16 protein-coding genes, 1 tRNA gene and 1 pseudogene are annotated in these 21,195 nt (G+C 72.9%); 5 read left to right on the forward strand and 13 right to left on the reverse strand.

The features are described 5' to 3' along the window. The 3 genes from RM446_RS15360 to RM446_RS15370 form a co-directional block, all read right to left on the reverse strand. A partial coding sequence (locus tag RM446_RS15360; RefSeq protein WP_311545988.1) for a family 2B encapsulin nanocompartment shell protein occupies window positions 1-1,365 on the reverse strand: 1,365 nt, incomplete at its 3' end. A 737-nt stretch (window positions 1,366-2,102) separates the two neighbouring features. Next, the gene (locus RM446_RS15365; protein WP_311545989.1) at window positions 2,103-4,067 is read right to left on the reverse strand and encodes a transketolase; all 1,965 of its coding nucleotides are present in this window, start codon (window positions 4,065-4,067) and stop codon (window positions 2,103-2,105) included. After that, the gene (locus tag RM446_RS15370; RefSeq protein ID WP_311545990.1) at window positions 4,018-5,214 is read right to left on the reverse strand and encodes a carboxylate-amine ligase; all 1,197 of its coding nucleotides are present in this window, start codon (window positions 5,212-5,214) and stop codon (window positions 4,018-4,020) included. Before RM446_RS15370 ends, RM446_RS15365 begins: the two co-directional genes overlap by 50 nt. Before the next feature lie 260 nt (window positions 5,215-5,474). Between RM446_RS15370 and RM446_RS15375 the strand changes: the two genes are divergently transcribed. The 3 genes from RM446_RS15375 to RM446_RS15385 all read left to right on the forward strand — a co-directional run bounded on the left by RM446_RS15375 (window position 5,475) and on the right by RM446_RS15385 (window position 9,459). Further along, window positions 5,475-6,146, forward strand: coding sequence for a phosphoribosyltransferase (locus RM446_RS15375; RefSeq protein ID WP_311545991.1), 672 nt, complete (start codon window positions 5,475-5,477; stop codon window positions 6,144-6,146). A 64-nt stretch (window positions 6,147-6,210) separates the two neighbouring features. Further along, window positions 6,211-6,849 (forward strand): maleylpyruvate isomerase N-terminal domain-containing protein, encoded by a 639-nt coding sequence (locus RM446_RS15380; RefSeq protein WP_311545992.1) that lies wholly within the window; start codon window positions 6,211-6,213, stop codon window positions 6,847-6,849. Between the two features lie 357 nt (window positions 6,850-7,206). Further along, entirely contained in the window at window positions 7,207-9,459 is a 2,253-nt protein-coding gene (locus tag RM446_RS15385; RefSeq protein ID WP_311545993.1) for a rhamnogalacturonan lyase family protein, read from the forward strand. A 129-nt stretch (window positions 9,460-9,588) separates the two neighbouring features. Here RM446_RS15385 and RM446_RS15390 read toward each other — a convergent pair whose 3' ends face one another. Next, entirely contained in the window at window positions 9,589-10,146 is a 558-nt protein-coding gene (locus tag RM446_RS15390) for a MarR family winged helix-turn-helix transcriptional regulator (RefSeq protein ID WP_311545994.1), read from the reverse strand. Between the two features lie 596 nt (window positions 10,147-10,742). Here RM446_RS15390 and RM446_RS15395 point away from each other — a divergent pair. Next, window positions 10,743-12,311, forward strand: a complete 1,569-nt coding sequence (locus RM446_RS15395; RefSeq protein WP_311545995.1) for a TROVE domain-containing protein — start codon at window positions 10,743-10,745, stop codon at window positions 12,309-12,311. Between the two features lie 292 nt (window positions 12,312-12,603). On the opposite strand, the gene RM446_RS15400 is transcribed toward RM446_RS15395, so the two are convergent. The 4 genes from RM446_RS15400 to RM446_RS15415 all read right to left on the reverse strand — a co-directional run bounded on the left by RM446_RS15400 (window position 12,604) and on the right by RM446_RS15415 (window position 14,369). Further along, window positions 12,604-12,676 (reverse strand) — tRNA-Val (locus tag RM446_RS15400). Between the two features lie 77 nt (window positions 12,677-12,753). Beyond that, complete coding sequence (locus RM446_RS15405; protein ID WP_311545996.1) at window positions 12,754-13,215, reverse strand: peroxiredoxin; 462 nt, start codon at window positions 13,213-13,215, stop codon at window positions 12,754-12,756. Window positions 13,216-13,341: 126 nt separating this feature from the next. After that, on the reverse strand, window positions 13,342-13,773 hold the full coding sequence (locus RM446_RS15410; RefSeq protein ID WP_311545997.1) for a DUF3052 domain-containing protein: 432 nt from the start codon (window positions 13,771-13,773) through the stop codon (window positions 13,342-13,344). Between the two features lie 182 nt (window positions 13,774-13,955). Then, window positions 13,956-14,369 (reverse strand): YjbQ family protein, encoded by a 414-nt coding sequence (locus RM446_RS15415; RefSeq protein ID WP_311545998.1) that lies wholly within the window; start codon window positions 14,367-14,369, stop codon window positions 13,956-13,958. Window positions 14,370-14,529: 160 nt separating this feature from the next. On the opposite strand from RM446_RS15415, the gene RM446_RS15420 reads away from it, so the two are divergent. Further along, window positions 14,530-16,488 (forward strand): DUF7800 domain-containing protein, encoded by a 1,959-nt coding sequence (locus tag RM446_RS15420; protein WP_311545999.1) that lies wholly within the window; start codon window positions 14,530-14,532, stop codon window positions 16,486-16,488. Window positions 16,489-16,522: 34 nt separating this feature from the next. Here the strand turns inward: RM446_RS15420 and RM446_RS15425 are convergent, their stop codons facing one another. From RM446_RS15425 to RM446_RS15445, 5 genes and pseudogenes are all read right to left on the reverse strand, one after another. Continuing rightward, the gene (locus tag RM446_RS15425; RefSeq protein ID WP_311546000.1) at window positions 16,523-17,347 is read right to left on the reverse strand and encodes a putative hydro-lyase; all 825 of its coding nucleotides are present in this window, start codon (window positions 17,345-17,347) and stop codon (window positions 16,523-16,525) included. A gap of 74 nt (window positions 17,348-17,421) precedes the next feature. Next, complete coding sequence (locus RM446_RS15430; protein ID WP_311546001.1) at window positions 17,422-18,276, reverse strand: 5-oxoprolinase subunit C family protein; 855 nt, start codon at window positions 18,274-18,276, stop codon at window positions 17,422-17,424. 124 nt (window positions 18,277-18,400) lie between these two features. Then, window positions 18,401-19,003, reverse strand: a pseudogene (locus RM446_RS15435) (5-oxoprolinase subunit B family protein); the annotation flags it as partial. A 94-nt stretch (window positions 19,004-19,097) separates the two neighbouring features. Continuing rightward, window positions 19,098-19,880: a LamB/YcsF family protein gene (locus RM446_RS15440; protein WP_311546002.1), complete on the reverse strand. Its 783-nt coding sequence runs from the start codon at window positions 19,878-19,880 to the stop codon at window positions 19,098-19,100. 57 nt (window positions 19,881-19,937) lie between these two features. Then, the gene (locus RM446_RS15445; RefSeq protein WP_311546003.1) at window positions 19,938-21,185 is read right to left on the reverse strand and encodes an NRAMP family divalent metal transporter; all 1,248 of its coding nucleotides are present in this window, start codon (window positions 21,183-21,185) and stop codon (window positions 19,938-19,940) included. Between the last annotated feature and the right edge of the window lie 10 nt (window positions 21,186-21,195).

Below are 21,195 nucleotides of genomic sequence, written 5' to 3' on the forward strand. Positions count from 1 at the left end.
CCCGAGGGCGTCGGGGACCAGCACTGCGGCCGAGTAGTAGGTGCTGACCAGGTAGGACATCAGGGCCTTGTCGTCGATGCCCATGAACCGCACCGACAGCCCCGGCTGGTACTCGTCGGGCAGGCCGGTCTGGTGGAGGCCGACGACGCCCTGCTTCTCCTGGCCGGTGCGCATGAGCATGATCGAAGTGCTGCGGGTGTCGCTGACCGGGATCTTGTTGCAGGGGAACATGGGCACGCCCCGCCAGGCGGGTACGCGGTGCCCCTCGATGTCGGCGCTTTGGGGGTAGATGCCGCGGCGGCTGCACTCGCGGCCGAACGCGGCGATCGCGCGGGGGTGGGCGAGTAGGAAGTCCGGCTGCTTCCACACCGTTGCCAGCAGCTCGTCGAGGTCGTCGGGGGTGGGCGGACCTCCGCGCGTGGGAATCCGCTGCCTCAGGTCCGCATTGTGCAGCAACCCGAAATCGCGGTTGTTCACCATCTCGTGCTCCTGGCGCTCCCGAAGCGCCTCCACCGTCAACCGCAGCTGCTCCTCCAGCTGGTTCATCGGCTGGTTGTACAGATCCGCCACCCGCGTATGAACCCGCAGCACCGTCTGCGCCACACTCAGCTCGTACTCCCGCGGCACCGCCTCGTAATCCACGAACGTCCCCGGAAGCGACGCCTCACCCGCATGCCCCGACGCCACCGCGATCGCCGCCTCGCCGTCGCCGTCGGCCTCGGGCACGTCCCGGGAGCCGACTTCGGCCAGATGCGCGCGCAGTGCCTCGGAGCGCCCGGCGACCTCCTCGAACTCCGAGCGCCGCAGAGTGAGCACGGTACAGGGTGTGAGCGCCTTGGCCGTGGCGTCCCAGGTGCCCTGGTCCTCGACCAGGGCTGCCGCTCCGAAGTGGTCGCCGTCGACCATGGTCCCCAGGACCGTCTCGTCGCCGTACTCGCCGCTGCCCAGCCGGCTCACCTTGCCGTGGGCGATCAGGCACACCCGGTCGGCGGCGGAGCCCCGCTCGACGATGATGTCGCCGGGCGCGTACTCCTCCTGGGTGAAGCGCTCGGCCAGCGCCTCCAGCGCGGCCTCGTCGTCGAAGTCGCGCAGCAGTGACAGCTCGCACAGCTCGTTGGGGATCACCCGCACCTCGGCGCCGGTCGCGACGAAGCTGACCCGCCCGTCGCCGACGGTGTAGGTGAGCCGGCGGTTCACCCGGTAGGAGCCGCCGGTGGCCTCGATCCAGGGGAGCAGGCGCAGCAGCCAGCGGGAGGTGATCCCCTGCATCTGCGGGGGAGTCTTGGTCGTCGTCGCGAGATTCCGCGCGGCCCCGGTTCCCAGGCTCAGCCGCTGCTGCCCGTTATCCACACCGGACTCCGTCATGGAGTTTCCACCCAATCCTTGCTGAGGGTTGATTATGTGCCGATTGTTCTTCGACCGGCGTTCCCGGCACACGGAGTCCGCCTGGCGCCCGGTTCCGCGGTGGCCGATCGTTATCCAAGCACCGTTCGTGTGCGGATGTCGGGGAAATCCGATTCGCCTTCCACTAGGACGCCCGGTCGGCTGTCCGCCGCGGGGGACGGGATACGCACCGGAGAACTCCGCTTCACACGCCGCTCCGTCGGGACCGACCTCTTCGGCGGTCACTTTCGGCGGCTGGTCGATCTCACGCCTGGTCGGCACCCCACGTACCCGGCGATCCTCCGCGCATGCGCCCCGAACACCGACTTTCACCACGGACACGCATTGCCCGCTCATACACCCCGAATTCGGTCCGGTCGGACCAACGGCGGCGATTACCGTGCCGCCCCTCCTACCTGCATTGAATCCGGGGACACCGCTTTCAGGACAACGCGAATCCCAGCAACGAAAAAACATCCGAAAAAGAGGATCAACCTCCGGACAACCAAATCCGGACATTCGGTAACCGCAATGAATGCATGCCTGCAACCGGGGCAGCGAACCGCCGCACACGCCGCACTACTGAGGATAAATCAGACCAAACAATAAAAGCAGCCCGGACGCACCGAACTACTCATACCGACTCGATCTCTATTTTCCGCCTGAGGTACCGCCGGGGACCGGCTGGAGCGGGTGTCGCTCCGCCGGCCCCGGGCCGATCAGCTGCCCGCCGCGGCCGGCTCGTGCTCTTGGCGCAGGATGCCCCGCACCGCCGCCTCGACGGCCCCGGCGTCGATCCCGGCCTCGCGCCGCTGCTCCTCGGGGGTGGCCGAGCCCGGCATCCCCGTCACCGCGAGCTTCATCGTGCGCGGCGTCGAACGGGTGTCGGCGAACACGTCCAGCACCGCGTCCCCCAGCCCGCCTTCGGGCCAGTGGTCCTCGACGGTGACGATGCGCCCCGTCTCCTCGGCCGCGGCCCGCAGCCTCGGGGCGTCCACCGGCTTGATCGAATAGGCGTCGATCACGCGCACGCCGATCCCCTCGCCGGCGAGCGCATCGGCCGCGGCCAGCGCCTCGTGAACGGTCGCACCGGCGGCCACGACCGTCACCCGGTCACTCGCCGAGGATCGCAGCACCTTGCTGCCGCCGATCTCGAAGCCTTCGTCCGGCCCGTAGACCACGGGCGTCTTGCCGCGCAGCGTCCGCAGGTAGCTCACTCCGTCGTGCTCGGCCATCCCGGCCGTCAGGCGCGCGGCGGAGTTGGCGTCGCAGGGGTGCAGCACCACGCTGTTATGCACGGCGCGCAGGGCCGCGATGTCCTCCAGCCCCATCTGGGAGGGGCCGTCCTCCCCGATGGACACACCGGCGTGGGACCCGACGAGGTTGATGTCCGCGCGGCTGACCGCCGCCATGCGGACGAAGTCGTAGGCGCGGGCCAGAAAGGCCGCGAACGTCGCCGCGTAGGGCGTCCACCCGCGTACCTGCAGCCCCACTGCTGCGGCGATCATCTGCTGCTCGGCGATGTAGAACTCGAAGAAGCGGTCCGGGTGCTGATCGACGAAGAACTTGGCGCGCGTGGAGTCGGCGACCTCGCCGTCCAGGACGACCGTGTCGGGGCGCGCGTCACCGAGCGCCGCGACCGCTCGGCCGAAGGCGTCGCGAGTGGCCTCCTCGCCACCCACGGCGTAGGTCGGCAGGTCGACCCGGGAACCGCCGGGGCGCTGGCGCACTCCCCCGCTGTCGGGCAGCGCGACGTCGATGCGCAGGTCACGCCGGCCGCCCAGCTCGGAGACCGCCCGCTCGGCGTCGGCCAGCGGCTTGCCGTGCGCGCCCTCCTGGTCGGCGACGGCGCTGACACCGGCCCCCTTGACGGTGCGGGCGATGATCGCGGTGGGGCGCTCGGCCTCCTCGCGCGCGCGACGGTAGGCCGCGTCGATCTCGTCGACGTCGTGTCCGTCGACCTCGACCGTGTGCCAGCCGAAGGCCTCCACGCGGCGGCGGTAGGCGTCCAGGTCCCAGCCGTGCCGGGTCGGCCCGCGCTGTCCCAGCCGGTTGATGTCCAAAACAGCGGTCAGGTTGGCCAGTCCCGCCTGTCCGGCGTACTCCATGGCCTCCCACACCGAGCCCTCGGCGAGCTCGCTGTCACCGCAGAGCACCCAGACGCGGTACGGGAGGCGGTCCAGGCTCGCGCCCGCCAGAGCCACCCCCGCTCCGATCGGCAGGCCCTGCCCCAGGGACCCGGTGGCCACGTCGACCCACGGCAGCCGCGGCGTGGGGTGGCCCTCAAGCGGGCTGCCCAGCTTGCGGTAGCGCAGCAGCTCCTCGTCGGAGATCGCGCCGCAGGCCTTGTAAAGGGCGTACAGCAGAGGCGACGCGTGCCCCTTGGACAAGATCAGGTGGTCGTTGCCCGAGTGGGAGGGCTCGTCGAAGTCGTAGCGGAGATGGTCCGAGGCGAGCACAGCCATGAGGTCCGCCGCCGACATCGACGAGGTCGGGTGTCCCGAACCCGCGGCGTCGGCGGCGCGGACCGCGTCGACGCGCAACTGCTGTCCCAGTTCCTTGAGCCGTTGCCGGTCGGTCATCGTGTTCTTCCTCCTCATGTGGCATAGCGCCGCGAACGGCAGCCCCGGCCCGCTACCCGCCGAAGTGCCGCGCATGCGCCGGGGGCGGCTCCCCGGACGCATGCGCCCGCCGGGAGCCCAGGCCCTGCACCGTGACGCCGGCCAGGTAGTCGACGACGTCGGCGGCGCTGAGCCGGCGGGTGTAGGAGGCGCGCTGGCGGGCCGCGCCGCCGCCCCGCGTGCGCAGGACGGCCAGCGCCTCCAGGGCGTAGCCGAGGTCGCCGGAGCGCGCGAGGTAGGGCCGCAGCTGCTCGACGGCCCCGGCGAGGACGGCGTGGACCGGGCGCAGCCGGCCGCCGCCCAGCGGATCGGGGCAGCTGCCCTCCAAGCCGTCGCGCGCGGCGCGCCACAGGTCGCCGCGCAGCACCGCCGGGTCGCGCCGCGCGGGCGTACGGCCGGCCGCGGCGTCGTCCAGGGCGGCGCTGACCAGGGCGCGCACCAGGACCGCGAGAAGAGCCGACTCCTCAGGGGTGGACGGGACGTCGCACACCCGGATCTCCACCGTCGGGTTGACATCGGAGAGCCGGATGTCCCAGTAGACCATCCGGCGGTCCAGCGCGGCGCCCGACTCCAGCAGCGCCGCGACACAGGCCTCGTAGTGCTCGGCCGACTCCATGGGCGGCGGCGGTCCGCCGGTGGGCCAGCGCGACCAGCGGGGCTGGCGCCAGCTGGCGTAGCCGGTGTCGGCCCCCTCGCAGACCGGGGAGTTCGCGCTCAGGGCCAACAGCACCGGCAGCCACGGCCGCAGCCCGTTGCTGGCCGCCACCCCGCTGTCGCGATCGGGAACGCCCACGTGCACGTGGCAGCCGCAGTTGGTACCCGCCGCGGCGGCCACGGCGCCGAAGCGGTCGGCGATGCGCTGGTAGCGGGATCCCGGATTGAGCCGCTGGGGGCCGCTCTCCGGCATGATCGGCACCCCTCCGGCCACCACCCGCGCTCCCTGGCCGGCGGCGGCTTGGGCCAGCCGCTGCCGCGCGGCGCGCAGTCCGCCGAGCAGCTCGTCCACCCCGGTGCAGACCGGGCCGGCCGACTCGACCTGGCTCCGGGTGAACTCGCCGAGCAGCGCGCTCGGCCCCGGTGCAACGGATTCCAGGACCTCGACACTGCGCGGGGCGAGCGCCCCCGCATCGTCGACCAGGAAGAACTCCTCTTCGACGCCCATCGTGGGGACGCCGGTGCGCCCGCTCCGACGCGACTGGGTGATGACCACGGATCACCGCCCTCCGCGATTGCGCCCCGGTCGCCGACGGCACCGCGCGGGGACGGGGAGCCCGCCCTCGAGGGCCGGCTCGCCGGGAACCGGAGACTTTGGGATGGTGGGGCGGCGCCGCCCGGGGCCGCTGACGCGGGCTGCACCGGAGGCGGAACGCCGTCGGTGTCCGACTACCCCGCCCTTCGGGCGGTAACCCCCGGGGCCGGAGGGGTCGGCGGGCGGTTTCCGCATGCGGCCAGGGGGGTAGCCGGGCCGTGATGCTCCACGACGGCGTGGCGGAGGTGGTCCGCATGCAGGTCTTTCGCGACCGTGACGACGGGGGGCGGCGGCTGGCCGATCGCGTTCTGGACTTGCGACTGCGCGATCCCGTGGTGCTGACGCTGCCCCGCGGCGGCGTGCCCGTGGGCCGCGTGGTCGCCGAACGGCTGAAGGCTCCCCTGGACGTGACCGTCGTACGCAAGATCACCACCCCCGACTTCCCCGAGACCGCGGTGGGCGCTGTGACGGCCGAAGGAGCGCCGATCATCGACGACCGGCTGAAGCGCATGGTGCGCCCGGACCCCGGCGAACTGGCGGACAGTGTCGAGAAGGAGCGCGCCGAGGCAAGGCGCAGGGTCGAGGCCTACCGCGGTGAGCGCCCCGCACCGCGGGTCGCCGGACGCGACGTGGTGGTCGTCGACGACGGCCTCGCCACGGGCATGAGCGCCCGGGCGGCGCTGTCGGCTCTGCGCGAGCAGGAGCCGGCGTCGCTGACGCTGGCGGTACCGGTGTGCTCGCCTGAGGCCGCCCGGGCCCTCGCCGACGTGTGCGACCGCGTCGTGTGCGTGCTGAGCCCGCCGCAGTTCCAGGCGGTCAGCCTGTGGTATAAGAGCTTCCCGCAGGTCGGCGACGCCGAGGTTCAGCGCATGCTGGCAAGTGTGGAAGGCTAGCGGCGGCACGCCCGAACCCCGTTGATCTTGTAGCCATCGTGAAGGAAAACGATTTCCATTTGCAATGACGATGGTGCACAGGTGGGCCGCCGCCGTCCTCCGCGGGGACCGCGACCACGACACCGAGCGCTCCCACGCCGAGGGAACGGCCGCGCCGGACCCCTTCGCCTGGTTCTCCGCCGGGCTCGACGACCTCGTCGCGACGCTGCGGGCGGCCCCGGACGACGCGGAGGCCCCGGTGTTCCTGAAGGACGCGCCCCGGCCTCGGCTGTTCTGGGCCCGCAGGCAGGCGCACGAGACCACGATCCACAGCGTCGACGCCCTCGCCGCGAGCCTGGGCGGGCCGCCGCCTACCGCCGATGTGCCGGTCACGCCGGCCCTGGCGGCGGACGGGATCGACGAGCTGCTCTGCGGCTTCCTGCCGCGGCGGAGGAGCACGCTGCGCTCTCTGGAGCCCCGCACCGTCGTGGTGCGCTGCGCCGACACCGGCCACTCCTGGTCGGTGCGCATCAGCGAGGAGCCCGCCGTGGCGGCGGCCGGCACGACGGCCTTGGCCGCAGCGGAGCGCCCCGACGCGGTGTTCGGCGGCACCGCAGCGCAGCTCTACCTCGCTCTGTGGAACCGCGCCTTCGAGGTGGCGGTCGACGGCCTCGCCGAACTTGTCGAGCAGTGGCGCACCCAGGTCCGCGTCGAATGGGGCTGAGCCCCGCGGTCCGCTGCCGCGATCGCGGCGGGGGGTGGCGGGCGCGAGCGAAAAAGGGATCTTGAATCGATTTTATCGAATCCCTTCCAGCCTTCTCCCGGTCGTGCTATGTTCGTTCGCCCAGAGGCGATTGAAAGCGCTTTCAACTGTAAATGGAGTGCCCAGGATCCCTGCGGCCATGGGGTTTCGCCGAACACACACGCCACTCTCCACCCCCGTTCGACGCCGACCTCGGGAATCCGAACCGAAGACCGATCACGCCCCATCCCCCACCGATCCCCGGCGCCGATTCGCGGTAGGCGGAGCCCGCCTCCGCGCTCTTCTGCGCAGCGGCGCGCGGGGAGCGAGGAGCCTCGCATGACAGACGGAATCCCCCCGACCCGCAGCCCGGGACGGCACCGGCACCGGCCCCGGCCCCGGCTGCACGCTGCCGCCGCTGCGGCGGCAGCGTGGGCCGCGGGTGCGGCCCTCCTGGCGGCACCGCCGGCGAGCGCCGCGGCCGGCTGCAGCATCGACTACACCGTCAACCAGTGGAACAACGGCTTCACGGCCGAGGTGGCGATCACCAATCTCGGCGACCCGATCGACGGCTGGACGCTCGAATGGGAGTTCGCCGACGGCCAGAACGTCACCGGATCGTGGAACGGTGAGGCCACCCAGTCGGGCTCGCGGGTGCGCGTGGACGACGCTTCCTACAACGCTGCGATCCCCTCCGGCGGCACCGTCGAGTTCGGCTTCCAGGCCACGCACACCGGAACCAACGGCGCTCCCCGGGCCTTCACCCTCAACGGCACCGTGTGCGACGGTTCCACCGGCGACGGCGACGGCGACGGCGACGGCGACGACACCTCGGGCCGCCAGGTCGAGGCCCTCGGCCGCGGCCCGGTCAGCGTCCGCAGCGGCGACGGCAACCTGGTGAGCTGGCGGATGCTGGCGACCGACCCCGGCGGCGTCGCCTTCAACGTCTACCGCGGCGGCACCCGGGTGAACCCCGAGCCCCTCACCGGCGCGACCTCCTACCTGGACTCTCCGGCACCCTCCGGTGCGGACTACACCGTCCGGCCCGTCGTCGACGGCCAGGAGCAGGAGGCCTCGCCCTCGGCCCTGCGGTTCGGCCGGGGCTACCTGGACGTCCCTCTGCAGCGGCCCGCGGGCGGCAGCACCCCTGACGGCTCTTACAGCTACTCGGCCAACGATGCCGGCGTCGGCGACCTCGACGGCGACGGCGCCTACGAGATCGTGCTCAAGTGGCAGCCGAGCAACGCCAAGGACAACTCCCAGTCCGGCTACACGGGCAGCACCATCGTCGACGCCTACGAGCTCGACGGCACCCGCCTGTGGCGCGTCGACCTGGGCCGCAATATCCGCGCCGGCGCCCACTACACCCAGTTCTCGGTCTACGACCTGGACGGCGACGGCGCGGCCGAGGTCGCCATGAAGACCGCCGACGGCACCGTCGACGGCCGGGGCGAAGTGATCGGCGACGCGGGCGCCGACCACCGCGACGACAGCGGCTACATCCTCTCGGGCCCGGAGTACCTCACGGTCTTCGAGGGCGCCGACGGCTCCGAACTGAGCACTGTCGACTACCGTCCCTCGCGCGGGAACGTCGGGGATTGGGGCGACGACTACGGCAACCGGGTCGACCGGTTCCTGGCCGGGGTGGCCTACCTCGACGGCGAGCGCCCGAGCCTGATCATGGCGCGCGGCTACTACACCCGCTCGGTGCTCGTCGCCTGGGACTGGCGCGACGGCCGGCTCACCGAGCGCTGGACCTTCGACAGTGACGAAGCCGGCTCCGCCTGGGCGGGCCAGGGCAACCACCAGCTGAGCATCGCCGACGCCGACGGCGACGGCCGCGACGAGGTGGTCTACGGCGCCATGGCCGTGGACGACGACGGCAGCGGCCTGTGGAACACCGGCTACGGCCACGGCGACGCGCTGCACGTCGGCGACTTCCTGCCCGAGCGCGGCGGCCTGGAGGTGTTCGACATCCAGGAGCGCACCGGCGGCGCAGCGGGCGCCCATCTGGACGACGCCGCGACCGGCGAGACCCTGTGGCGCAAGCCCACAGCCGACGGCCAGGAGGGCCCAGGCCGCGGCGTGGCCGCCGACGTCTGGGCCGGCAATCCCGGCGCGGAGTTCTGGGCGGCCGGCGGCGGGATCAGCGGCCTGTTCGACGGCCAGGGGAACAACATCGGCCGCACTCCGTCCTCGACGAACTTCGTCGCGTGGTGGGACGGGGATCCGGTGCGCGAACTGCTCGACGGCACGCACATCGACTCCTACGGCCCCGAAGGCGACGAGCGCCTGCTGACCGGCGAGGGCGTCGCCTCCAACAACGGGACCAAGTCCACGCCGGCGCTGAGCGGCGACATCCTCGGTGACTGGCGCGAGGAGGTGGTCTGGCGCACTGAGGACAGCAGCGCGCTGCGGATCTACTCCACACCGCACCCGACGAGCGTCCGGATGCCCACGCTGATGCACGACACCCAGTACCGCGTGGCCATGGCCTGGCAGAACACCGCCTACAACCAGCCGCCCCATCCGAGCTACTTCATCGGCGACGGCATGGACGCGGCTCCCGTGCCCGACGTCCACACCTCCTGACCCTTCCGCGACGCGTGCGGTCGGCCGGACCGGTGCCGGCGGGCCGCACGCGTATGGCGCAATGCGGAGGATCCGCTCGGCGCGCCAACGGCCGCGGTGGGCGAGAATGAGCGGCGCGGCCGGGGGGCCTCAGGTCCGCAGGGCGGAAAGGTGCTCGACGAGGCTGGCCAACTCGGGGTCGGCCGCGCTGAGGTCGAGGGCCTCGGCGAGGACGGACTCGTAGACCGGTACGGCCCGGCGGAACACGTCCATTCCGTGACCGGTGATCCCGGTGTACACCCCGCGCCGGTCGTGTTCGCAGCTGCGGCGCTCGGTCAGGCCGGTGCGCTCCAGGCGGGTCACCATGCGGCTGACCGAGCTCTGGTTGAGGTTGACGGCGTCGGTGAGGTCCTGCATGCGCATCTCGCCGTCGGGAGCACCTGCGCACGCCGACAGCGCGAGGAACTCCGACAGCCCGATGCCGAACCCCCGGTGCAGGGCGCGCTCTACGAGGGCGTCGACCCGGCTGTGCAGGGCGACCAGGCGCGTCCACAGCGCTCCGGTCGCGGAAAGCTCCGCCGGCGCAGCGGGCGGAGTGGTCCGGGGACTCTGCTCAGCGGTGATGACCGGCCTCCTCGTGCTCTCGCCGCCGGCACCGGCCGAGCGGCGCGGAGGCGGCGGCGGTGTCCAGCCTATTCGATGCAGCATCGATGTAGACCGATACATCAGCGCACCCAAGCGGAGCCCCCGCATACGCCCGCCCCGCGCAGCCTCGCCTCCCTCGGTCCTCTCCCGGTCGAAGATCCGCACCCGCTGCCGCCCGGTAGCCGCCAGCACACCGACGACAACCTGCGGGCGGCCCTGCGCGTCCGCGCCGAACACCCGCCGGTGGGGCTGCCCTCTCGCAGTACGTAGTGCAGCGCTACGGCGTCGACCTGCCGATCGGCCCTTCCGCCATGGGCCACATCCTCAAGGACCGGGTCGGCCAGGTGGGCGAAACCCGGCCCCCGCTGTCGCGACTCTCCTGTACTGTGATGGCGGCACCTCCCGGTGCGCAGGCTCCGGTTACTTCTTCCAACGAATCACCGGCGCCGACTCTGATCTCGGGGGGGCACAACCTCAGATGGTGCGCCCGGCGCGCAGGAGACGGTTACTTCGCCTCTTAGCGGGTGGTTGCCGGTTCGAGCCGCGTCACCGGTTCACCGGTGCAGTTCGATCGGTCGAGCACCTACGCACCGTCCGCGACCTCGACCTCGGGCGCATCACCTGAAGAGGGCTTCTCCCCGCGCGGAAGGAGCCTTCCTTTGGCCAAGTTCAACACCGTCGGCGCCCGTCCTTCCGGCCGCGGCCCCATCGCTGGAGAGCAGGCCCCCTCGGGCCGCACTCATGAGGGCGCCCCCGGCTACGCGCGCGACACCAAGAGCGAGTTGTTCCTGCTCGCGGTCGCGAACATGGTCGGCGAGCAGACCTTCTACGAGGGCGCCAACGAGCGTGACGCCAGGTTCCGCGCGCTCGCCCGCGAGGCTGCGGTGGCCGACCCCGAGTGGTTCACGGGGTTCGTGGGATGGCTGCGCGGCGAAGGCAACATGCGCACCGGCGCGACCGTCGCCGCCCTCGAAGGCGCGAAGGCGCGCCTGGAGGCCGGAGCGCACGGCCACTCCCGCCAGATGGTGACCGCCGCTCTGCAGCGCGCGGACGAGCCCGGCGAGGCTCTGGCCTACTGGACCCGCCGGTACGGGCGCTCGGTGCCCAAGCCCGTCAAGCGCGGCATCGCCGACGCTGTGGGGCGCCTGTACGACGAGCGGTCGATGATCAAGTACGACACCGGTTCGCGCGGCTTCCGGTTCTCCGACGTGCTCAACCTGGTGCACGCCTCCCCCGAATCTGACAAGCCGTGGCAGGGGCACCTGTTCCAGTACGCACACGACCGGCGCCACGGTCGCGGCACGGTCCCCGACACGCACACGCTGCCGGTGCTGGCGCGCAACCTCGCTTTCGGGGACTCCGTGGAGGAGCGCGCGGACATTCTCCTCGACCCCGACGAGCTGAAGCGGGCCGGGATGACGTGGGAGGCCGCCCTGTCGATGGCGGGCGACAAGGTCGACAAGGCCGCCCTGTGGGAGGCGCTGATCCCGTCCATGGGCTACATGGCGCTGCTGCGGAACCTCCGCAACTTCGACCAGGCCGGGGTGTCCGATGAGGTCGCGCAGCAGGTCGCCGAGCGGCTTGCCGACTCCGAGGAGGTCGCGAAGTCGCGGCAGTTCCCGATGCGGTTCCTCGCGGCCTACCGCAACGCGCCGTCGCTGCGGTGGGGCCACGCGCTCGACAAGGCATTGCAGGCGTCCCTGGGCAACGTCCCCGAGCTGGGCGGGAGCACCCTGGTGCTGGTCGACCGGTCGGGGTCCATGCAGTCACCGCTGTCGGCCCGCTCCGACCTGAACCGCGCCGACGCCGCCGCGACCTTCGGGGCCGCGCTGGCGATGCGGTGCGCAAGCGCCGATCTGGTGGAGTTCGGAACCCGGTCGCAGCCGGTGCATGTGGCGCGCGAGGATTCGCTGCTGCGGATCATCGACCGGTTCTCGTGGATGGGCGGCACCAACACCGCCGACGCGGTGCGGTCCCGCTTCCGGGTCCAGGACCGGGTGGTGATCGTCACCGACGAGCAGGCGCGGGGCGGCGAGGAGGCCACTCGGCAGGTGCCGGAGACGGTGCCGGTCTACACCTGGAACCTGGCGGGCTACCGCTACGGACACGGCCCGTCGGGTGAGGGCAACCGACACACCTTCGGAGGGCTGTCGGATGCAGCGTTTCGGATGATTCCGCTGATCGGGTCGGGGCAGCGCGCGGCGTGGCCGTGGGAGTCCCGCGACTGACCCGGTAGGCGCAGCCGGGCGCGCCCCGCCGTGGCGCACCCGGCGGACGACGTAGCCCGATTCCCGACCTGGGCGAGCACCGCCAGAATGGCCGCGGGTCCTTCGGAACGCGAGCGTCCCGACCGCGCTCGGAGGCCGCTGATCGTGGGGTTGGGGCAGCCCTCAGCGCGGGCAAGGAGATCCACCGGGAGTCCGCGCGCCGACCGCTTGAGGCTCGGGTCTCGATCCCTCTCGTCCCCCACTCGGGTCCGGGAGACTCGAACAAGGGACGAGAAAGGGGAGCTGACCTGTGTGGGCGCGAGAGGACTCGAACCTCCGACCACCCGCTTGTAAGGCGGGGGCTCTGCCAACTGAGCTACACGCCCGGATGTGTGGTGCGGATCCGGTGACAGGGAAATCGTACCGGCTCCGCAGGGCGCCGGGACCGGTTGCAGGGGCGGCGTCAGGCGAGGTCGGCGAGCGCCTTGCGGTAGTCGTCGACGTCGCGCGGTTCGGAGATCGGGTTGACGACCTTCCAGCGGACGACGCCCGCCTTGTCGATGACGAAGGTCGCGCGCAGCGCCACCCCGCGGGCCTCGTCGAAGACGCCGTAGGTCCGGGCCGTGCCGCCGTGCGGCCAGAAGTCCGACAGCAGCGGGAACTCCAGGCCCTCCCGGTCGGCCCAGGCCCGGTGGGCGAACATGGAGTCGACCGAGACCGTCGCCAGCTGCACCCGGTCGTTGACCAGGTCTCCGGATGCCTCACGCAGCGCCGTCAGCTCGCCTTGGCACACGCCGGAAAACGCCAGAGGATAGAAGACCAGCACGACGTTCCTGCGGTCGGCGAAGTCGGCGAGGCGCACGGTCTGGCCGTGCTGGTCGGACAGCTCGAAGTGGGGAGCGGCCTCGCCCGGCTCGATCGACATGGGACCTCCTGCGAACGCGCGGACAGGGGCGTGCGCCGCCCGCCGATGCCGACGGACGGCACACCCGCGGGTCACCCTATGGCAATCCGCTCCGCAGACGCCGTCCCGGCCGGGAACGGGAGCCGCTCAGCGCTGCACCTTCGGCGCGACGAGCCGTGTCCCCGACCAGTTCGCGCCGGCGCTCACGGCGCTGGTCTGCGACAGTCCGGCCGTCGTGGACGCCTCGGTGACCTCGCTCGGCGCGACGTGTCCCTCGCGCCCGGGCTTGGGGGTCAGTACGAGGATGATGCCCCCGCCCTCCACCGCGCCGAGAACGTCGACCAGGACATCGGTGAGGTCGTCCTCCTCGTCGCTCCGCCACCACAGCAGCGCGGCGTCGACGACGCCGTCGTAATCCTCGTCGACCAGCTCCTCGCCGGTTCGCTCGGCGATCGAGGCGCGCAGCTCCTCGTCCACGTCGTCGTCGAACAAGAATTCCTGCACCACCTGACCCGGTTTGAATCCGAGTCGGTCGGCCAGGCCACGTTCGCTTTGTGCCTGGCCCGCGGTCGCGCTCACGAAAGTCCTCCTCCACAAGTTCTGCTCTTCGCGCCGATCCCGCAGATGTTCCGGCGGGCCGACCGTGCGCGGTCCCGTATCACCGGGGCGACCCCGCTGTTGAGGGCTAAGTTCACACGCTGGGGACCTGATCCGTCAACGCGCCTGCGCCCTGAGGTGTACTGCACTTACCATCCTGTCCGCTATCCGGCGCCCGTCAAGAACGAGAGGCGGACTTGCCTGGTCGGATTGTCGATATTGGTGTCGACGAACGCGATGGACTGCCAGGTTCCCAGCTCAAGGCGGCCGCCGACCACGGGTACCGTGGCCTGGGGCGGGATGAGCGCGGGGAGCACGTGGTCACGGCCGTGGCCGTAGGAGCCGTGGCGGTGCCGCCACCGGTCGTCCTTGGGCAGCAGGTCGCCGAGCAGCGCGAGCAGGTCGTCGTCGGATCCGGCACCGAGCTCCATCACGCTCACGCCGGCCGTGGCGTGCGGCACGAAGACGTTGAGCAGGCCGTCGCCGCCGGATTCGGCCACGAAGTCCCTGCACAGCCCGGTGATATCGGTGATGCTCTCGGACCCTCCGGTGCGCAGGTCGAGAAGTTTTGTCCGCATGCGGCAACGCGTACCCAGTACGGCGCTCCCTGCAACCTCCGCGGGGGCGGGACCGACAGTGGCCGCCGGGGCCGGTGGCGGCCATACTCGGGTGCGGAAGATCCGGTCGGGCCCGCTGCCGTCCGGATACCGCCGACCGACCTCCAGGGAAGGGGGGCGTGTGGGCAACGGCCTGCGCCTCGGCCCGCTGCTGCGGCACGTGACGGAAACGACGGCGACCATCTGGGTGGAGACGGAGGCGCCGTGCGAGGTCGCCGTCACAGCCGGCGAGCACACGGCCCGCTCCCCCACGTTCACCGTGCACGGACACCACTACGCGCTCTGCGACCTGCGCGAGCTGCCGCCCGGCGCGGCGCTGCCCTACGAGGTGCGGCTGAACGGCGAGACCGCCTGGCCGCAGCAGGGCGCCGGCCGCCCGCCGAGCGTGGTGCACACACTCGACACCGCCGCGCCCGCGCGCGTGCTCTTCGGCTCCTGCCACACCCCCACCGACCACTCGCGCGGGAGCGTCCTGCGCTATGGCGTGGACATGCTGCGCGCCTACGCGCTGCGCCTGGCGGCCGCGCGCAGCGGCGCTTCCGGGGCGGACGGCTCCACGCCGAGCGGGTTCGGCGCCGGGGCCGCCGGAGCGCCCTCAGTCGGCGGGCGCGAGCCCGAGCCTTCGCTGCTGCTCCTCATCGGCGACCAGGTCTACGCCGACGAACTCCAGCCGGGCATGACCGACTACCTCGCGCGCCGCCGGGCGCACGCCCGCGCGCAGGGGCAGGGACCAGCGGGCTCCCTGCCGCCCGACGAAGTGGTCTCCTTCGACGAGTACGCCGAGCTGTACCGCCAGTCCTGGTCTGACCCCGACATCCGGTGGCTGCTGTCGACGGTTCCCACGCTGATGCTGTTCGACGACCACGACATCCGCGACGACTGGAACACGTCGGGCACGTGGCGGCGGCAGATGGAGCAGAACCCGTGGTGGCGGCCGCGTATCACCGCAGGGCTGGGCGCCTACTGGATCTACCAGCACCTGGGCAACCTCGCGCCGGACGAGCGCGCGGCCGATCCGCGTTTCGCCGAGGTCATGCAGGTCTCCGCCGCGGCGGACGCCGGGCGCGGTCCCACCGGTGCGCCGGCGCACGGCGGCGGCGAGGGAACGGCCACCGCCCCCTCCCCCACCGCCGGGGACGTCCCGGCCGCCTCCGAGGCACCCGAAACCCCCGTTCCTCCCGGCGCACCCGGTCCGCCGCAGCGGACCGCCGCCGCGGGCGCCGACGCCTCGGCCGTCGTCGACGCCTTCGCCTGGCGCTCCCACCGGGAGGCCGACAGCTACCGGTGGAGCTTCCGCTTCGACATCGGCCGCGACCGCCTGCTGATGGTCGACACCCGGTGCGGCCGCGTCGTCGACGACGACACCCGGCGCAGCATCCTCGACCCCGTCGGCGCCGCTTGGCTGGACGAGCAGCTCACCGGCGACGTCGACCACCTCGTCGTCGCCAGCACGCTGCCGTTCCTGCTGCCGTCGGGCGTCCACCACCTCGAATCCTGGAACGAGGCCGTGTGCGCCGGAGCGTGGGGAAGGGCCATGCGCGGTCCCGCAGAGAAGGTTCGCCAGGAGATCGACCTGGAGCACTGGGCGGCCTTCCAGTCCTCGTTCCGCTCGATCGCCGACACCGTGCTGCGGGTCGCCGCGGGCGAACGCGGCGCGCCGCCCGCCGGCGTGCTCTTCCTCGGCGGCGACGTGCACTTCTCCTACCTGGCACGCGCCCGGGCCGCGGGCGCTTCCGGCGAGGGCGGCACCCGCATCGCCCAGCTCGTGTGCTCGCCCACGTGCAACCGGATGCCGGCGGCGCTGCGCACGCTGACCTGGCTGAGCGGCCGCGGGGTCATCGCCGCGCTCGGCTCGCTGATGGCGCGCTCCGCGCGCGTGCCCCGGTCCCCGCTGCGCTGGAGCATCGAGGGTGGCCCCTGGTACGACAACGCACTGGGCGCGCTGGTACTGGACGGCCGCAGCGCCGAGGTGGTGTGGTCGCACTCGCCGGCGGACAAGCGCACCGTCAAGCGGCTCACCCCCAACGAGTCCCCGCGCACCGACGTTCGCGAGCTGGCCCGCCACGTGCTCACGCCCTGACGCCCGGCCCGCCGCGGCCGGCACCCCGGGCCCGTCAGGGGACCTGATAGTCGTGGTCGCGGGCGTCGGTGATCGCCATGTGCCCGGGCGCGTGGGCGAGGGCGAACTCCGGCGCCGACGCCGCCACCGCCGCCTGCGGCGTCACTCCGCACGCCCAGAACACCGGAACCTCGCCGGGGCGGACCTCCACGGGATCGCCGAAGTCGGGCGTGCCCAGGTCGGCGATGCCCAGTCCCGCGGGGTCGCCCACGTGCACCGGTGCGCCGTGCACCGACGGGTAGCGCGCGGTGATGCGCACGGCGTCGGCGACCCGCTCGGCCGGAACGGGCCGCATCGACACCACCAGCGGCCCCGACAGCCGCCCGGCGGGACGGCACGGGCGGTCGGTGGTGTACATCGCGACGTTGCGTCCGGTGTCGATGTGGCGCAGGGGGATGCCCGCCTCCTGCATCGGCGACTCGAACGTGAAGCTGCACCCGATCAGGAACGCGACGAGGTCCGGGCGCCAGTAGGCGGTCGCGTCGGCCGTCTCGGCGACCAGCCGGCCGTGCTCGTAGACCCGGTAGGCCGGAAGGTCGCTGCGCAGGTCGCCGGCGAAGACCGGCGCCGACACCTCCCCGGGCCCGGTGACGTCCAGCACCGGACACGGCTTCGGGTTGCGCTGGGCGAACAGCAGGAAGTCGAAGGCGAGGTCCCGCGGCAGGGCGATCAGGTTGGCCTGTGCGTAGCCGGCGCAGAAGCCCGCTGTCGGCATGCGGAGGCCGGCGCGGAAGCGCTCGCGGGCCTCCGCGGGCGCCAAGCGGGCCGGAACGGCGGGGGCCGCGCGAGGGCCGTCGGGGCCGGCTGCGGTGTCGGACATGTCAGGACCTCCGTTTTCCGCTCGGACGCGGGCGCACGCCTCCGGGCGGGCGGACCACCCGGGCGGCGACGCGCTCACAGGTGGAACCTCAGCCTGGCGCCGGGACGGGCCTGGGCCGCGCGCGAGACGTCGGCGGCGACCACGACCGCGATGACGGGATAGCCGCCCGTGACGGGGTGGTCGGCCAAGAACAGCACGGGCCGCCCTTCCGGGGGCACCTGCAGCGACCCGGGGACCATCCCCTCGCTGGGCAGCTCACCGCCGCCGAGCCGGGACAGGGCCGGGCCCCACAGGCGCGCGCCGATCCGGTCGCTGCGGGAGGTGACCTCGTAGGCCGAGGACAGCAGGACTTCCAGCACGCCGTCGCCGAACCAGTCGTCGCGCGGGCCCGGCACGACCCGCAGGCTCAGCTCCCGCTCCGGGAACGGGGGGACCGGCACCCAGTCGACCGTCGGCAGGCCGCGCGGCGCCGGGCCGACCGGCAGCACCGTGCCCTCTTGGGGCGGCGGCGGACCGAGGCCCGCCAACGTGTCGGTGCTGCGCGAGCCCAGGACGGGCGCCACGTCGAGACCGCCGCGCACCGCGACGTAGCTGCGCAGCCCGCTCGGCGGGGGTCCCAGGCGCAGTTCGGCGCCGTCGGGCAGGTGCAGGACGGTGCCGGTGGCAGCGCCGCGGCCGTCGACCGCGACCGGGCAGGGCGCACCGGTGACGGCCGCGGTCACCGCGCCGCGCGCCCGCAGGACCAGGCCGCCCATGGTCGCTTCGAGCGCCGCGGCCCCCTCGGGGTTGGCCAGCAGCCGGTTGGCCAGCGCATAGGAGGCCCGGTCGGCGGCCCCTGAGCCGCCCACGCCCAGCGCCGCGTGCCCTCGGCGCCCGCTGTCCTGCACGGTGCTCAGGACGCCCGTGCGCACGACCTCAACTGCCGGCATCGGTGCGGCCGCTCCTTCCACTCCGCCCACGGCTGTGCTGACCGCCTTGCGCCCCGTTGCGCGCGGCCGTCCGGCCCGCCGCGGCGGCCGAATCGGCGCCCCGCCGGCGCGCCGGAGGCGGCTCCTCGGTGAACCGCACCCGCACACCGGGGCGCAGCAGCGCCGGCGGGTCGCGATCCAGGTCCCAGGTCGCGACGTCGGTGCGGCCCAGCAGCTGCCAGCCGCCCGGCGATACGCGCGGGTAGACGCCGGTGAACTCCCCCGCCAGCGCGACGGCCCCGGCAGGCACGCGGGCCCGCGCCTCGCTGCGGCGCGGCACGTGCAGCCGCGTGTCGCCGCACACCAGATAGCCGAACCCCGGCGCGAAACCGCAGAAGGCGACGGTCCACTCCGCGCCGGTGTGGACGTCGACCACGCCGCGCTCGCTCAGCCCGGTCAACGCGGCGATGTCGGCGAGGTCCTCGCCGTCGTACTGGACGGGCACCTCCAGCTCGCCTGCCGACGCCCGCTCACCGCGCCGCGGGCGCAGCCGGCCCACCGCCTCCGCCACCGCCGCCACGTCGCCGCCGTCGGGATTCATCCGCAGCAGCACCGTGCGGGCGGCGGGGACGACGTCGGCGACGCCGCGGGGCGGATCCTCGATGAGGGCCGCCTGCAGCGCCAGCGCCTCGTCGAGGTCGGCGACCTCCACCAGCACTCCGGAGTCGGCGCACCTCAGCACGCGCATGCGGCACCCCCGCCGGAGGCCCGCGCAACGGTGCGCGCCCCTCCCGCCGCGCCCCGCCGGGCGGGACGGGACGGCCGACCGGCACCGGCCCTCATCACCCGTCTCCAGCGGGCGCGGCGGCCCCGGTGAAGGGCGCGAGCTCGACGCCCGCTCCGCGCAGCCGTTCGGCCACCGCGCGGGCGATCCCGACGGCGCCGGGACTGTCACCGTGCACGCACAGCGACTCGGCCTGGATGCGCACCGGCGTCCCGTCGACCGCCGCGACGGGCTCGCCGCGCACCATGTCCAGGCAGCGCCGGGCGATCTCCTCGGCGTCGTGCAGGACGGCGCCCGGCTCGCGGCGGGAGACGAGGGTGCCCTCGGGGGTGTAGGCGCGATCGGCGAAGGCCTCGCGGACCGTGCGCAGCCCGGCCTGCCCGGCGCGGTGTAGCCACACCGACCCCGGCAGGCCGAGCACCGGCAGGCCGGGGTCGTAGAGCGCGACGGCCTCGGCGACCGCCGCCGCCTGGTCCTCGTGGTGCACGATGGCGTTGTAGAGCGCACCGTGCGGCTTGACGTAGCGGACGCGCCCGCCGGCCGCGTGCGCCATCGCCTCCAGCGCGCCGATCTGGTAAAGGACGTCGTTCGTCAGCTCGGCCGAGGGCATGTCGATGAACCGGCGGCCGAACCCTGCGAGGTCGCGGTAGCCGACCTGGGCGCCGATGGCCACCCCCCGCTCGACGGCGCCGGTGCACGCATCGCGCAGCACCGTGGGATCTCCGGCATGGAACCCGCACGCCACGTTGGCGCTGGTGACGACGGACAGCAGCGCGCTGTCGTCGCCCAGCCGCCAGTTGCCGAAGCTCTCGCCCAGATCCGAGTTGAGGTCGATGCGCATCGTATGGTCCCCGTTCCTCTCGATTCCCGTGCGGCGGCCGCGGTGCGCCCGGCGCCGCTACTGCCACAGGTCGGCGATGCCGCCCAGCGCGTTGGCCGCGATGTAGACGGTCACCAACCAGGCCAGGACGCCGAGGCCCAGCAGCCACACCGGGTAGCGGTAGCCGTGCAGCAGGTCCGCCCGCCGGCGCGCAGCCACCCAGAGCATGATGCCCAGTCCCACGGGCAGGATCAGCCCGTTGAGAGAGCCGGCCAGGATGAGCAGGGTCGCCGGCGCCTGCCCCAGCCCCAGGTACAGCACGGTGCACAGCGCGATGAACCCGGCGACGAGCCAGTTGCGGTTGCGGGCCATCCCCGCCGAGAACGTCGAGATGAACGAGACGGAGGTGTAGGAGGCGCCGATGACGGAGCTGATCGCCGCGGCCCACATGATCAGTCCGAACAGGCGGCGGCCGGTCTCGCCCGCGGCGGCGGCGAACGCGGCGGCCGGCGCGTTGGGCGAGTCGAGGATGGCCGCGCCGCCGGTGACCACACCCAGCACCGCGAGGAACAGCAGCACCCGCATTACGCCGGTGACGACGATGCCCACGACCGAGGTCTGGGTGACTGCCCCGACGTTGCGGATTCCGCCCAGGCCGTTGTCGACCAGGCGGTGGGCCCCCGCGTAGGTGATGTAGCCGCCGACGGTGCCGCCGATGATGGTGACGGTGGCCAGGAACAGGTCGCCGGTGACCTCGCCGGGAAGCACTGCGTGGCGCAGCGCGTCGCCGACCGGCGGACGCGACACGAAGGTGACGTAGAGCGTCAGGCCGATCATCAGCACGCCCAGGGCCACCAGGATGCGGTCCAGGGCCACGCCCGCGCCACGCAGCACGAACAGCGCGACGGCGACAGCGGCCGAGAGCGCACCGCCGAGCTTCATGTCGACGCCGGCCAGGGCGTCCAGGCCCAACGCGGTTCCGGCGATGTTGCCGACGTTGAAGACGATGCCGCCGAATACGACGAGCGCGGCCAGCACGTAGCCGGCGCCCGGCAGTACCTTGTTGGCCAGGTCCTGGGCGCGCATCTCGGCCACGCCGATGACGCGCCAGATGTTGAGCTGGACGGCGATGTCGACCAGCACCGAGACCAGGATCGCGAACGCGAACGCCGCGCCCAGGCGGGCGGTGAACTCGGTGGTCTGGGTGATGAAGCCGGGTCCGATGGCGCTGGTGGCCATCAGGAACATCGCGCCGAGCAGACCGCTGTTCAGCAGTACGCGCCGGGTGCGCGGCGGCTTGGGGGCCACCTCGGGGGTTTCACTCATGCGGTCCCTC

The sequence above is a fragment of the Streptomonospora wellingtoniae genome (genome assembly GCF_031845375.1).
Lineage (GTDB): Bacteria > Actinomycetota > Actinomycetes > Streptosporangiales > Streptosporangiaceae > Streptomonospora > Streptomonospora wellingtoniae.

Bases quoted from the DNA above. Each gene is read 5' to 3' on its own strand.
- RM446_RS15365 (WP_311545989.1), bottom strand. From the start codon at position 4,067: ATGCGTCCGGGGAGCCGCCCCCGGCGCATGCGCGGCACTTCGGCGGGT.
- RM446_RS15375 (WP_311545991.1), top strand. From the start codon at position 5,475: ATGCTCCACGACGGCGTGGCGGAGGTGGTCCGCATGCAGGTCTTTCGC.
- RM446_RS15380 (WP_311545992.1), top strand. From the start codon at position 6,211: ATGACGATGGTGCACAGGTGGGCCGCCGCCGTCCTCCGCGGGGACCGC.
- RM446_RS15385 (WP_311545993.1), top strand. From the start codon at position 7,207: ATGACAGACGGAATCCCCCCGACCCGCAGCCCGGGACGGCACCGGCAC.
- RM446_RS15390 (WP_311545994.1), bottom strand. From the start codon at position 10,146: ATGCTGCATCGAATAGGCTGGACACCGCCGCCGCCTCCGCGCCGCTCG.
- RM446_RS15405 (WP_311545996.1), bottom strand. From the start codon at position 13,215: ATGTCGATCGAGCCGGGCGAGGCCGCTCCCCACTTCGAGCTGTCCGAC.
- RM446_RS15415 (WP_311545998.1), bottom strand. From the start codon at position 14,369: ATGCGGACAAAACTTCTCGACCTGCGCACCGGAGGGTCCGAGAGCATC.
- RM446_RS15425 (WP_311546000.1), bottom strand. From the start codon at position 17,347: ATGTCCGACACCGCAGCCGGCCCCGACGGCCCTCGCGCGGCCCCCGCC.
- RM446_RS15430 (WP_311546001.1), bottom strand. From the start codon at position 18,276: ATGCCGGCAGTTGAGGTCGTGCGCACGGGCGTCCTGAGCACCGTGCAG.
- RM446_RS15440 (WP_311546002.1), bottom strand. From the start codon at position 19,880: ATGCGCATCGACCTCAACTCGGATCTGGGCGAGAGCTTCGGCAACTGG.
- RM446_RS15445 (WP_311546003.1), bottom strand. From the start codon at position 21,185: ATGAGTGAAACCCCCGAGGTGGCCCCCAAGCCGCCGCGCACCCGGCGC.